At 38.9% G+C, this 12,541-nt stretch carries 10 protein-coding genes; 6 read left to right on the top strand and 4 right to left on the bottom strand.

Going from position 1 to position 12,541, the window contains the following annotated elements:
* Positions 1-2: 2 nt before the first annotated feature.
* Together J0871_RS15755 and J0871_RS15750 are read left to right on the top strand one after the other, a co-directional pair.
* On the top strand, positions 3-725 hold the full coding sequence (locus J0871_RS15755) for a response regulator transcription factor (protein ID WP_075327539.1): 723 nt from the start codon (positions 3-5) through the stop codon (positions 723-725).
* 410 nt (positions 726-1,135) lie between these two features.
* Positions 1,136-5,854: a T9SS type A sorting domain-containing protein gene (locus tag J0871_RS15750; protein WP_208226184.1), complete on the top strand. Its 4,719-nt coding sequence runs from the start codon at positions 1,136-1,138 to the stop codon at positions 5,852-5,854.
* A 706-nt stretch (positions 5,855-6,560) separates the two neighbouring features.
* On the opposite strand, the gene J0871_RS15745 is transcribed toward J0871_RS15750, so the two are convergent.
* From J0871_RS15745 to J0871_RS15735, 3 genes are all read right to left on the bottom strand, one after another.
* Entirely contained in the window at positions 6,561-6,779 is a 219-nt protein-coding gene (locus tag J0871_RS15745) for a hypothetical protein (protein WP_208226183.1), read from the bottom strand.
* A gap of 60 nt (positions 6,780-6,839) precedes the next feature.
* Complete coding sequence (gene coaD, locus J0871_RS15740; protein WP_208226182.1) at positions 6,840-7,292, bottom strand: pantetheine-phosphate adenylyltransferase; 453 nt, start codon at positions 7,290-7,292, stop codon at positions 6,840-6,842.
* Positions 7,293-8,207: 915 nt separating this feature from the next.
* Positions 8,208-9,188, bottom strand: a complete 981-nt coding sequence (locus tag J0871_RS15735) for a D-alanine--D-alanine ligase (RefSeq protein ID WP_208226181.1) — start codon at positions 9,186-9,188, stop codon at positions 8,208-8,210.
* Between the two features lie 178 nt (positions 9,189-9,366).
* Here J0871_RS15735 and J0871_RS15730 point away from each other — a divergent pair, with 178 nt between their 5' ends.
* The 4 genes from J0871_RS15730 to J0871_RS15715 are packed head-to-tail and all read left to right on the top strand — an operon-like array spanning position 9,367 to position 11,574.
* Positions 9,367-9,984, top strand: coding sequence for a PASTA domain-containing protein (locus J0871_RS15730; RefSeq protein ID WP_075327534.1), 618 nt, complete (start codon positions 9,367-9,369; stop codon positions 9,982-9,984).
* Positions 9,984-11,030, top strand: coding sequence for an RluA family pseudouridine synthase (locus J0871_RS15725; RefSeq protein ID WP_208226180.1), 1,047 nt, complete (start codon positions 9,984-9,986; stop codon positions 11,028-11,030). The genes J0871_RS15730 and J0871_RS15725 overlap by 1 nt, the downstream gene beginning before the upstream one ends.
* Positions 11,031-11,066: 36 nt before the next feature.
* Positions 11,067-11,300 (top strand): hypothetical protein, encoded by a 234-nt coding sequence (locus J0871_RS15720; protein ID WP_093303672.1) that lies wholly within the window; start codon positions 11,067-11,069, stop codon positions 11,298-11,300.
* On the top strand, positions 11,290-11,574 hold the full coding sequence (locus J0871_RS15715) for a type II toxin-antitoxin system RelE/ParE family toxin (RefSeq protein WP_208226179.1): 285 nt from the start codon (positions 11,290-11,292) through the stop codon (positions 11,572-11,574). Before J0871_RS15720 ends, J0871_RS15715 begins: the two co-directional genes overlap by 11 nt.
* A gap of 113 nt (positions 11,575-11,687) precedes the next feature.
* Here the strand turns inward: J0871_RS15715 and J0871_RS15710 are convergent, their stop codons facing one another.
* Positions 11,688-12,416: an SDR family oxidoreductase gene (locus J0871_RS15710; RefSeq protein ID WP_208226178.1), complete on the bottom strand. Its 729-nt coding sequence runs from the start codon at positions 12,414-12,416 to the stop codon at positions 11,688-11,690.
* Positions 12,417-12,541: the final 125 nt, after the last annotated feature.

Here is a 12,541-nt window from a genome sequence, read left to right as displayed (position 1 = left end):
ATATGGAAACTGAAGACAAGAAAATTTTGTTAGTAGAAGACGATCCAAACTTTGGAACTGTCTTAAAAGATTATTTGGCGATGAACGATTACGAAGTAACGCACGCCAAAAACGGAATGGAAGGTTTTGAAAAGTTTAAAAAAGACGATTTTGATCTTTGTATTCTTGATGTCATGATGCCTTACAAAGACGGCTTTACGCTGGCTAAAGAGATAAGGGAAAAGAACGAAGAAATCCCAATTATCTTCCTTACCGCCAAAGCGATGAAAGAAGACGTGCTTAAAGGTTATAAAGTAGGAGCAGACGATTACCTAAACAAACCTTTTGACAGCGAAGTATTGCTTATGAAGATAAAAGCCATTATGCAGCGTAAAGCTACAGATAGCGTGGCAGACTCTAAGCAATTTGAGTTCGAGATTGGTGGTTTTCACCTTAACTCTAAACTAAGGTTTTTAACCTATAAGGATGAAGAAGCTCAAAAACTTTCTCCAAAAGAGAACGAGTTATTGCGTTTACTTGCCTTGCACGAGAACGATTTGATGCCAAGAGAACTGGCACTTACCAAAATTTGGAGAGACGATAACTATTTTACCTCCAGAAGTATGGATGTATATATCGCCAAACTGCGTAAATACCTTAAGAAAGACGAGAATGTAGAGATTTTAAACATTCACGGCGAAGGATTTAGATTGGTGGTAAAAAACAACGAAAATGCCGAAGCATAACGCGAGGTAATTTTCAGTTTCCGGGAATAATGAGAGTGGCTTAAATGTATATTTAGTCCATTTGCCGTCATGCTTAACTTGTTTCAATGGCTCGTCATGCTGAATTTATTTCAGCATCTAAGTTGATGGGAGTTCTAACATGTTAGATCCTGAAACTAGTTCAGGATGACGTGATCACTGAAACTATTCCGAATTATCGGGGCAGCCTAACGTGTAAAAGCGGCTTTAGCAAAAAGCCACTCTCATTGTTTTCTTACCCGGAAAAATTTAACAACACTTCCCCGGCCGCTACCTGGCCATGCATTTTTATGCCCCGGTTTTAATTACGGAAAACCGTATAATTAACGTAATTTTTAAATCTTTCACGCCACAAGTTTTATCTTTACTGCCGGAAGCGCTAAAATCCGGCTATGAAGCAAAGTTACTTTACATCACCCGGTTTTACTTTTCGGCTACAGCCGTTTGGTACATCTTCTGCGCTTTTTTTACTCTTTTTTTTACTGAATTTTACTTTTGGGTTTGGGCAGGGAGTTACTATTTCTAGTGAAGAGCCTAATCCTACTCAAAATAATCCTATTGGAATCTCTATTGAATTTGATGAACGGATTAATGGTTTCGAAGAATCAGACATCAATGTAAGTGAGGGATTTTTATCTAATTTTCATATTGAATGGCCTGATTTTGAGTATACTGATGTTTCAAAAAGATTAAAAGATTTTGAAATAACTATAAATTTAAATCCTTTTTCTGGAAGTACGGATTTTTCTCCTTCTTCAAATTCCGTAATTGCTATTGATATCGATGAGTCAGGATTTATATATGCGCTTACCTTGGACGAAGGCGTTTTTCAATATAATCCTAACGGAAATTTAACATCAAATAACCCATTAATATCAGCTGATAAATTTACAGAACCAAGAGATTTAGCGATAGATGATACCGGAAATATTTTTATTGCTGATTCAGGTGCAGATCAAGTTTTAAAATTTGATAATGATGGGGGAAATATGCAGGTAATAAATTCTGGACTTTCATCCCCATCCGGTTTAGCAGTAGGTCCAAATCAAAGAATATACGTTGCCGATACAGAAAATAACAGGGTTGCTATTTTCAATAATAATGGAACGGTTGCCGGTGAAATCGATAATGGTACAGGACCAGAGGGTCTCATAAATCCTATAAGACTAGCTGTTGATAATATATTCAATGTGTACGTAACCGATGCAGGTAATAACAGAATTCAAATTTATGATTCAAACGGTAATCACACTGGGAGTTTAGCTGGAAATTCAGGAAATTTGAATAATCCTGGAAGTTTGGTGGTTGATGATTATGGATTTTTATATGTAGCGGATTTCGTTGGAGTTGACTTAAACACTTTCCTGAATTTTGAAAATATTGATGAATCTCAAATATTAGAACTTGTTACAAATTTAGAAAATTTGCGAATTCAAGTTTTTAGAGTAGATGATTTAAGTGAAAATCCAAAAACTTTAAAGGATGCCATAAATATACCTATAGATTTGGCGTTAAAACCTTGCGGTTATCTTGCAGTAAATAATGGGGATGCAACAATAGAATTTGAACCAAATTTACCTCCTCGAACTTATATTGAATTTATTTTTGATCTTAAAACCTATGAAATTCTACCCACCAAATTTACTGCAGCATTAGAAATTAATGCAGAATGCATTCCTGCTGAAGTAAGCATTAATGGAGAAGTTGGAGTAGATGCAAATTGTAATTCAATTTCTGCTAGTGATGAGTTTTCTATAATTTGGGACCAAACCAAACCAGAAGTTCAAACCTGTTATCAAGAAGATCAAACTGTAGAAATGGGAGATGAAATCCCAAATTATGGAGAAGAAGGTTTGGTTGTTTTTGAAGATAACTGCGAAGGAAATATAGAGATTGAGCAAACTCCAGCACCTGGAACAGAAATTACCCAACAAACAACTACCGTAAGAATAACCGCTACCGATAAAGCAGGAAATGTTTCTGATGTATGTTCTTTTGATTTGGTGGTTGAGGAAGACGATCTTTTTATAGATTGCCCTTCTGATCAAATTGCAGATTTTCAAGGCGATTGTGAATTTGAACTTCCAGATTATACCGGTGATGCTAATTTTACTTCTGGAGCAAATGTTACCCAATTCCCGGAAGCAGGAACCTTCATAACCGAAAATACAGAAATCACTTTAACTGCAGCACTTGACGGGGAAACAAAAGAATGTACTTTTACCGTTGAAACTACCAACCAGCGAGTAGATTTAGCAATAAATTGTCCTGGAGATCAAACAGAAACTGCTGACGCTAATGATGTTTTTGAAATACCTGATTATACCGATTTAGCAAATGTGGAAAATAGTTGTGGCGCTATTAATGTAACACAAAGTCCAATAGAAGGAACTGAAGTTGTGGAAAATACAACCATAACCCTTAGCGTGGTTGATGAACGGGGAACTTCAATAGATTGTACTTTTGAAGTAATTTTAAATTTCCAGGATGATCTCTTTATAGATTGCCCTGTTACTCAAACCGCAGATTTTGAAGGCGACTGTGAATATGAACTTCCAGATTATACCGGTGATGCTAATTTTACTTCTGGAGCAAATGTTACCCAATCCCCGGAAGCAGGAACCTTCATAACCGAAAATACAGAAATCACTTTAACTGCAGCACTTGACGGGGAAACAGAAGAATGTACTTTTACCGTTGAAACCACCAACCAGCGACCAGACTTAACAATTTCCTGTTCCGGAGATCAAACAGAAACTGCTGACGAGAATGATGTTTTTGAAATACCTGATTATACCGATTTAGCAAATGTGGAAAATAGTTGTGGCGCTATTAATGTAACCCAGAGTCCAATTGAAGGAACTGAAGTTGATGAAAATACAACCGTGACTCTTAGCGTTTCTGATGATCGCGGAGTTTCAGTAGATTGTAGTTTTGAAGTAATTTTAAATTTTCAGGACGATCTTTTTATAGATTGCCCTTCTGATCAAATTGCAGATTTTCAAGGCGATTGTGAATTTGAACTTCCAGATTATACCGGTGATGCTAACTTTACTTCTGGAGCAACTGTCACCCAATTCCCGGAAGCAGGAACCTTCATAACCGAAAATACAGAAATCACTTTAACTGCAGCACTTGACGGGGAAACAAAAGAATGTACTTTTACCGTTGAAACTACCAACCAGCGAGTAGATTTAGCAATAACTTGTCCTGGAGATCAAACAGAAACTGCTGACGCTAATGATGTTTTTGAAATACCTGATTATACCGATTTAGCAAATGTGGAAAATAGTTGTGGCGCTATTAATGTAACACAAAGTCCAATAGAAGGAACTGAAGTTGTGGAAAATACAACCATAACCCTTAGCGTGGTTGATGAACGGGGAACTTCAATAGATTGTACTTTTGAAGTAATTTTAAATTTCCAGGATGATCTCTTTATAGATTGCCCTGTTACTCAAACCGCAGATTTTGAAGGTAATTGTGAATTTGAACTTCCAGATTATAACGGTGATGCTAACTTTACTTCTGGAGCAACTGTCACCCAATCCCCGGAAGCAGGAACTTTTATAACCGAAAATACAGAAATCACTTTAACTGTAGCACTTGACGGGGAAACAGAAGAATGTACTTTTATCATTCAAGCCACCAACCAGCGAGCAGATTTGGCAATTTCCTGCCCCAACGATCAGTTAGAAAGCTTTGATCCCGATACCGGTTTTGAAGTTCCCAATTACGAAAATATGGCCGGGATTTCAGATAATTGTGGTGAAGTAAGTTTCCGCCAAGAACCCGCTGCCGGGGAGATAATTTATAATAACACTACGGTAAATCTTTTTGTAGAAGATGAAGGCGGCCTGGAAGCAAGCTGTAGTTTTGAGCTGGAACTAACCGAAGCCGATGTTTTAAATATTTCCTGTCTATTAGATAAAAATGTAAACCCAGACGATAATTGCAGTTTTTGGTTACCAGATTATACCTCCAATGCCGAAGTTAATTTTCCCGGTGCCGATATAACACAAACTCCACCGGTAGGCACCATACTTACTGAAAGTACCCAAATTAAACTCACCGCCAGCCTTAATGGCGAAACAGACGAGTGCTATTTTATGGTAAACCTGGTAGATGATCAGGACCCGGTTGCAAATTGTGTTTCCGGGTATGTGGTGAATTTAGACAACAATGGTACCGCAAGCATAACTCCAGAAGACCTGGACAATAACTCTACCGATAACTGCGGAATTGTTTCCATGGCTTTAAGTCAGGTAGATTTCACCACCGCCGATATTGGTAATGTACCGGTAACTTTAACGGTTCGAGATGACGCCGGAAATATAGATTCCTGTGAGACCACGGTAGAAGTACGGGGCGAAGCTTCAGGAGAATTTGAATGCCGTGAAAATATTGAAGTTTTTCTTGATGGAAACGGCCAGGCCAATCTCAATATTCAGGAGCTCTACACCGGCGACGCCAGCGGACTTAATTTAGAAGCAAGTCGGTTAAATTTTACTTGCGAAGATTTAGGTGCGGCATTTATTCAGTTAGATTATTCCGGCGATGAAACGGGCAGTTGCACCATAAACGTAGATGTTCGGGATGAACTTCCACCAGAGATCAATACAAACCTGGTAGAACTTACACTAGATAGTGAAGGTTTCGCCTACCTGGAAGAAAGCGATATTTCAGCCGAAGATAATTGCAGCGAAGAGCTAATTTACCGTTTTGGTAAGTCGGTTTTTACCTGTAAAGATGTGGGGATGAATTCAGTAAACCTTGAGGTAGAAGATATTAACGGGAACAGGAGCGATAAAAATATACAGGTAAGAATTAGCGGCGAAGGCTGTGATCTTCCCGAACCGGGGGAGAACGAATATTTATTTCTATACCCAAACCCCAACAATGGTATTTTCACCATTGCCACCCCCGAAGGAATGTTTATAGAGCAGGTTCGGGTTTTTGATTCCCGTGGGCGTTACATTATGCAGCAGGATTATAACGCCAATGCCCGCTTCTACAGAATGACTATCCAGGGTGTGGAAGAATCGGTCTACACCCTACAGATCTTCACCAACGAAGGTGTAATAGTAAAACGCGCGATAATTAAGAGATAGTTTTTTCAGTGAGCAGTTTTTTAGTTGGCAGTTTGCAGTCTCAGTTAGCAGTGATTCAGTAAGCAGTTGGCAGTCTCATTTAGCAGTGGGTTTGTTGATTGTTTTGTGGGATTTTCCGGTTCTCGGTTGTAAGTTTTCAAGCTCTTTACATTCGTCGTCGCGAGCGAGGAACGAGCGCGGCGATTTTTTGTTATGAGTGAGAATCTCCCAGGAAATAGAATTAACCCAAAACAGATTGCCACGTCCTGCTATCGCAGTTCTCGCAATGACGCTTTTTTCAAAAAGCTCTCCTCCTTCCTAAGGAGGAGTACCCGAAGGGGGAGGTGGTTTGTGTTTGGGGATTTCCGGGTTCTCGGTTGTGAGTTTTCAGGTTCTTTACGTTCGTTATCGCGAGCGAGGAACGAGCGTGGCGATCTTTTTGTTAGGAGTGAGAATCTCTCAGGAAATAGAATTAACTCAAAACAGATTGCCACATCCTGCTATCGCAGTTTTCGCAATGACGCCCTCATTTAAAGCTCTCCTCCTTCCTAAGGAGGAGTACCCGAAGGGGGAGGTGGTTTGCTATTTGGACTTCCCCATCACTTCGAGTTTACGACGGAGAAGGAAGTTGATTAGAAAACGTATTAAACGTCATCCTGAACTTGTTTCAGGATCTAAGTTGTGGTTGATTTGGAGTTTGATACCAGTTCAGAAAGATAAACTTTCATCAGGAATTTTTTTTTAAGAAAGATTCGTAAGAAACTCTTTTTCCTTTATCCAACTCTTCAATTCCCTGCCTGATCTCGTTCTGTTCTTTTTCGTTTAACTCCTCCCAGAAATCCGGATTTTCTTTTTGAACAAAATCAGCCACCTTCTGGTTGAATTCTGAATTTTCATTCTCCAAAATTGTTTTAAGTAATTTAAGCTTAGTGGTTTGAATATCCATTCTAATTTAATCTTAAAACAAACTCACTAAAAATATAAACTAATATTGATTAACGGAATTTCACTTCCTCACCACATCTGGCACCATAAACTTATAATCGCCATTATTGCGAATCACGTCCCGAACCACAGTAGAGGAAATATGACTTTTTCCGGAAGAAGTGATAAAAAACAAGGTGTCTATCCCGCTCATTTTGTAATTGGTTTGCCCAATGGCTTTTTCAAATTCAAGGTCCTGTGCGTTTCGTAATCCGCGTAGGAGGAAAGCCGCGTTTTGTTCCTTACAGAAATCAACGGTAAGTCCTTTGTAAGTGGTTACGCTTATTTTGGGCTCATTTTTAAAGGTTTCCTTTAAAAAATGAAGTCGTTCCTCCAGCGAGAACATATATTTTTTATTAGAATTGGTACCAATAGCCAAAATAATTTCATCGAATAACGGGAGTGCTCTTTCAATGATATCGGTATGGCCTAAAGTAATAGGATCAAAAGACCCCGGAAATACTGCTTTTTTCATAAATCAAATTTAGTCTTCCCTTGAAAACGGAAATCTAATTTAGTCATTTTTAGATGAATTTATTCCAGTTTTTCCGTCACTTCGGGTTTTTTGATGTAAGGAGGAAATATGTGAAGTGGAAATTACCAGGGAACGTCATCGTGAGGGAGGCACGAGTGTGGCGATCTTTTGTTAGAAATTAAAACCTCCCAGGAAATAAAACTAATCCAAAACAATTACCACGTCTCACTATCATTTTTCATTTTTTGCTCGCCCAAAAAACGAAACAAAAAAAGGCGTCCTATGTGGAGGTGTTTTTTGGCAACAAGGCCAAAAAAATCGCAAATCAGCAGCTAAATTTTCTCCAGGGCTTCAAAAATTTTTAAGGCTGCTGATTCTCTACACTCACACACGGAGTGTATGTCTCGCTACGCTCGAAAGGTCATATTTTATGTTAGATAATTTTTTCTGAGAGCTTGTACAAACAGACCTCACCTCGATTTTCCGACGTAGGAGGAAGTATGAGAAGTGGAAATTACCAGGGAACGTCATCGCGAGCGAGGCACGAGCGTGGCGATCTTTTCAAAAAGCTCTCCTCCTTCCTAAGGAGGAGTACCCAAAAGGGGAGGTGGTTTGTTGTTTGGAACTACTCGTTACTTCGAGTTCCCAACGCGAGGAGGAAGTATCGAGAAGTGTATTTTGTTACTGAAGCTTTTCTCCATACAGTTTTTTAAAGCTACCACCTTAAAAGTGTTTTAAGCGTCATCCTGAACATGTTTCAGGATCTAAGTTGTTGGTAATTAATACATGTTAGAAGCTGAAATAAGTTCAGCTTGACGAAATAAAAAAATCGCAAAATCACGAACAAAGTAGGCCCATATTTTTTCTCCAATGAGATCCCTCCTTCGGTGCTTGTCCCGAATTTACATCGGGAAGCTAGGGGGCTTTCAGCGCCGTTTCAATCGCACTTCCGTAGAGATCGGTTAACGTGATTCCGGCGGCTTCGGCTTGTTGAGGTAGAATACTCGCCTGACTTAAACCGGGAGTGGTGTTCATTTCAATAAAATGAGGCTCGCCATTATGAAAAATAAATTCCGATCGGGTAAAGCCTCGCATTTTGAGTTTTTTATAAATCAGTTTAGCGATTTCCTGTACCTGCTTGGTTTTCTTTTCAGAAATATTCGCAGGGGTGATTTCCTGTGATTTTCCTAAATATTTAGCTTCGTAATCAAAGAATTCATTTTCAGAAATTATCTCGGTCACCGGTAGCGCCTTTACTTTCCCTTTATAGGTGATCACGCCTACAGAAACCTCGGTGCCATCCAGGAAAGATTCAATAATCACTTCATCATCTTCTTTAAACGCGGTTTTTGTAGCGGGAACTAATTCTTCTTCAGTTTTCACTTTAGTAATTCCAAAACTACTGCCGGCGCGATTGGCCTTAACAAAACAAGGTAACCCCACCTTCGCAATAATTTCTTCCGCATTCACCTTATCCTCTTTATTTAGAAAATAATTAACTGCAGTTTTTATTCCGTAAGGTTTTAAAACGCTTATCAGGTCGCGTTTATTAAAAGTTAATGCCGCCTGATAATAACCACAGGTAGTTTGTGGGATTCCTACTAGTTCCAAGTAAGCTTGCAAGAGTCCGTTTTCTCCCGGTGTACCATGAATAGTATTAAAAACACAATCGAAAGAAATTGTTTTTCCGGCAATTTTTACGGTAAAATCGTTTTTATTAATCGGGTAGGGAGTATCATCATCGGCCACCACAAACCATTCTTTTTGCAAAATATGCACGCGGTATGGTTCGTACAAATCGCGGTTAAGGTGTTTGTAAACCATATTTCCGCTATTGATGGAAATTCTATATTCACTGGAAAAGCCGCCCATGGCGATGGCAATTTTTTTCTTCATTTCTCCGTTATCAGTTGTCAGTTATCTGTTTTCGGTTAACAGTTTTTCAGCTATTTGGCCTGGTTAGAATACTCTTTGAGAACTCAAAACCCAGAACCGATAACTGTAAGAACAAATCTACAAACAATCTGTCACCAAAAGCAGGGGTTTTATATCTTTGCTGCTTAGAAACAAATGTATGGGATTCTTTAAATTTATTTTCAGCAAAACCTTTTTAATTCAATTAGTGATTGCTGCCATTGTAATTGTGGTACTTGCTTTTTTAGCTCTTAGATGGTTAGATTATTCTACCAACCAGGATCAACGAATTGCAGTTCCAGACCTCTCTAAACAGTCTTTAGATGTGGTAGACGATCAACTGGCCGAACTCGATTTAAGGTATGAAATCCTGGATTCGGCAAATTTTAATCCCGATTTTCCTCGATATTCTGTAATAGAACAAGTACCGGAACCGGGACAGTTTGTAAAGGAAAACAGAAAGATTTACCTTACATTGAATCCGTCTGGTTACCGAAAAATAATGATCCCCGATTTGATTAGGAGAACCCGCCGCCAGGCCGAACCTACCTTGCGATCTTTAGGTTTTGAAATTGGTGACGTAAGTTATAAACCCGATATTGCCGAAGACGCGGTATTAGAATTAAGACATAAAGGTAAAAAACTGGAACCGGGAGATGAGTTGATGAAAACTTCTAAAATTGATCTTGTTTTGGGCGATGGCTCGGGAAGATATAGAATGGAAGGTGAAGAAGAGCAGGATAGTATAACTTCTGAAGAGGAGGAAATAGAATTTTAATGAAGGAAGACGAGCAACACGAAATAGAGGAACAGGACGAAACTTTATACGAACATCATAAATTTGAGGCCGGTCCCGGCCAGAGTCCGTTGCGGGTAGATAAATTCTTAATGAATTTTATTGAAAATGCCACGCGGAATAAAATTCAGAAAGCCGCCAAAACCGGTAATATTTACGTTAACGAAGAGCAGGTAAAGCAAAATTATAAAGTAAAAGCCGGTGATGTGGTGCAGGTAATGTTTGAGCATCCGCCGTATGAGTTTTTGCTGACACCAGAGAATATTCCGTTAGATATTGTTTATGAAGATGATACCTTGCTGGTGGTAAATAAACCGGCAGGAATGGTAGTACATCCCGGTCACGGAAATTACAGTGGCACGCTTATAAATGCACTGATTTACCATTTTGAAAATCTGCCGAATAACTCCAGCGACCGGCCAGGTTTGGTGCACAGAATTGATAAAGATACCAGCGGACTTTTAGTTATCGCCAAGACTGAGGAAGCAATGGCGCACCTCTCCAAACAGTTTTTTGATAAAACCAGCGAACGCGAATACGTGGCCCTGGTTTGGGGAAATGTTGAAGAAGATGAGGGCAGGGTAGAAGGCAATATTGGTCGTCATCCTAAAAACCGTTTACAAAACACGGTTTATGAAGGTGATGAAGCCGAAAAAGGAAAACCCGCAGTAACCCATTATAAAGTTTTAGAGCGCTTTGGTTATGTAACTTTGGTTTCCTGCCAGCTCGAAACCGGAAGAACGCACCAAATTAGGGTGCATATGAAACACATTGGGCATACACTGTTTAACGACGAGCGCTATGGTGGTGAAAAGATTTTAAAAGGAACTACTTTTAGTAAATACAAGCAATTTGTAGATAACTGTTTTAAGATTTTGCCCCGCCAGGCACTACACGCCAAAACCCTTGGGTTTATCCACCCAAAAACCGGCGAAGCAATGAGTTTCAATACAGAAATCCCTGAAGATATCCAGGCTTGTATTGAAAAATGGCGTAACTACGCCAAAAAGCAGAAAGAGGTTTTGTAAGGTTTTTTCGTTAACTTTATAAGAAAGCTTGTTGAAATGGAAAACATACACCTAAAAGTTAGTACTAGAGAAGCCTATAAAGACTTAATGGAGTTTTTGGAAAAGTTCGATAAAAATGAACTCGAAATTATCCCTGATTCAGATTTTGAAAAGCAAAAAGCAAATCTTCAAAAGGAGCTGGAAGCAATTGAAGAAGGGAATTCCGATTTAATGGATCTCGAAGAATATGACAGCTATTTGGAAAAGGTTATAAGTGAATATGAAGATTAAATTATCTTCAAAATTCAGGACTAAACTTGAACGTCAGGTAAGATATATTGCAAAAGATAAACCCGCAGCGGCTAGAAAATTTAAAACCGACTTATTGTCTGAAATTCGAAAAATTTCAGATTACCCATACTCTTTTCGTCCATCAATTTATTTTGAAAATGAAAATATCCGGGAAATGATTTTCAAAGGATATGTAATCATTTTCCGGATAGATTCTGAAAATAAAATAATTTTGGTTTTCGCTCTTTTAAAACACGAAGATTTCTCTCAATAAATTGTTTTAAAAACAACCCAAAAAGTTCCTCCCCTTATTTTCAAGGGGAGGTGGCCGCAGGCCGGAGGGGTTTCTGTTCAAATATATTTCTCAATTTTAAAACTTACTGCTTTCTAGCTCTTTCCCGTAGGTTTTATAAGCAACTCATTTACATTCACACTATCGGGTTGAGTGGTAGCATAAAGAACGGCATCGGCAATATTTTTAGGAGCCAATTTTGGTTCGCCATTTCCATAATCTTTGTCTTTCAGTAATTCCTCGTCGGTAATATCTTCCCTAAGACTGGTCTCTACAGTTCCCGGTTCAATAGAAGTCACTCTAATATTAAAGTCGGGAGAAAGTTCCATTCGCATGGCGCGAGAAAGTTCTATCACCGCAGCCTTAGAAGCACCATATACAGCGCCGCCTTCAAAGATCTCTTTTCCGTCTACCGAGGCTATATTAATTATATGTCCGTTTTTTTGCTTTTTCATTGTTGGGAGCGCGGCGTGAATACAACGTAGTGTTCCTTTTACGTTAACTTCAATAGTTTGCAGCCAGTCTTCCAGCTTTCGGTTTTTAAGATAGGTAAGAGGCATCACTCCGGCAGAATTTACCAGGATATCTATTTGTCCGAATCTATCGTATATTTTCTCAAAAGCTTCAGTCACACTTTTATCGCTGGTAACGTCCATTTCCACTTCAAAACTATCGCTAAGGCCTTTTCCTATATCTTTCAATTTATCCAGGCTACGGCTGGCTAAAGCTACTTTACAGCCTTTTTTAGAAAGTTCTTCGGCAATAGATTTTCCAATTCCGCTACTTGCGCCGGTTACAACGGCTACTTTATTATTCAAATTCATGTTGTTGTTTATTGGTTGGTTTGCAAGTTGGGAGGAATTAGAAGTTTAAGGCGTTAAAGAAGTTTGAAATAACAGGAATTTAACGAGTAGGATCTTTAATTAGGGATCCAGGATTAAGGGTTTCC

This window comes from Salegentibacter sp. BDJ18, assembly GCF_017579965.1.
Classification (GTDB): Bacteria; Bacteroidota; Bacteroidia; order Flavobacteriales; family Flavobacteriaceae; genus Salegentibacter.
Note: the sequence above shows the minus strand (reverse complement) of the source record. Positions and strands in the feature narration are given on the sequence as shown.

Coding starts and splice junctions, on each gene's coding strand:
- J0871_RS15755 (WP_075327539.1), top strand. CDS start 3: ATGGAAACTGAAGACAAGAAAATTTTGTTAGTAGAAGACGATCCAAAC.
- J0871_RS15750 (WP_208226184.1), top strand. CDS start 1,136: ATGAAGCAAAGTTACTTTACATCACCCGGTTTTACTTTTCGGCTACAG.
- J0871_RS15745 (WP_208226183.1), bottom strand. CDS start 6,779: ATGGATATTCAAACCACTAAGCTTAAATTACTTAAAACAATTTTGGAG.
- coaD (WP_208226182.1), bottom strand. CDS start 7,292: ATGAAAAAAGCAGTATTTCCGGGGTCTTTTGATCCTATTACTTTAGGC.
- J0871_RS15735 (WP_208226181.1), bottom strand. CDS start 9,188: ATGAAGAAAAAAATTGCCATCGCCATGGGCGGCTTTTCCAGTGAATAT.
- J0871_RS15730 (WP_075327534.1), top strand. CDS start 9,367: ATGGGATTCTTTAAATTTATTTTCAGCAAAACCTTTTTAATTCAATTA.
- J0871_RS15725 (WP_208226180.1), top strand. CDS start 9,984: ATGAAGGAAGACGAGCAACACGAAATAGAGGAACAGGACGAAACTTTA.
- J0871_RS15720 (WP_093303672.1), top strand. CDS start 11,067: ATGGAAAACATACACCTAAAAGTTAGTACTAGAGAAGCCTATAAAGAC.
- J0871_RS15715 (WP_208226179.1), top strand. CDS start 11,290: ATGAAGATTAAATTATCTTCAAAATTCAGGACTAAACTTGAACGTCAG.
- J0871_RS15710 (WP_208226178.1), bottom strand. CDS start 12,416: ATGAATTTGAATAATAAAGTAGCCGTTGTAACCGGCGCAAGTAGCGGA.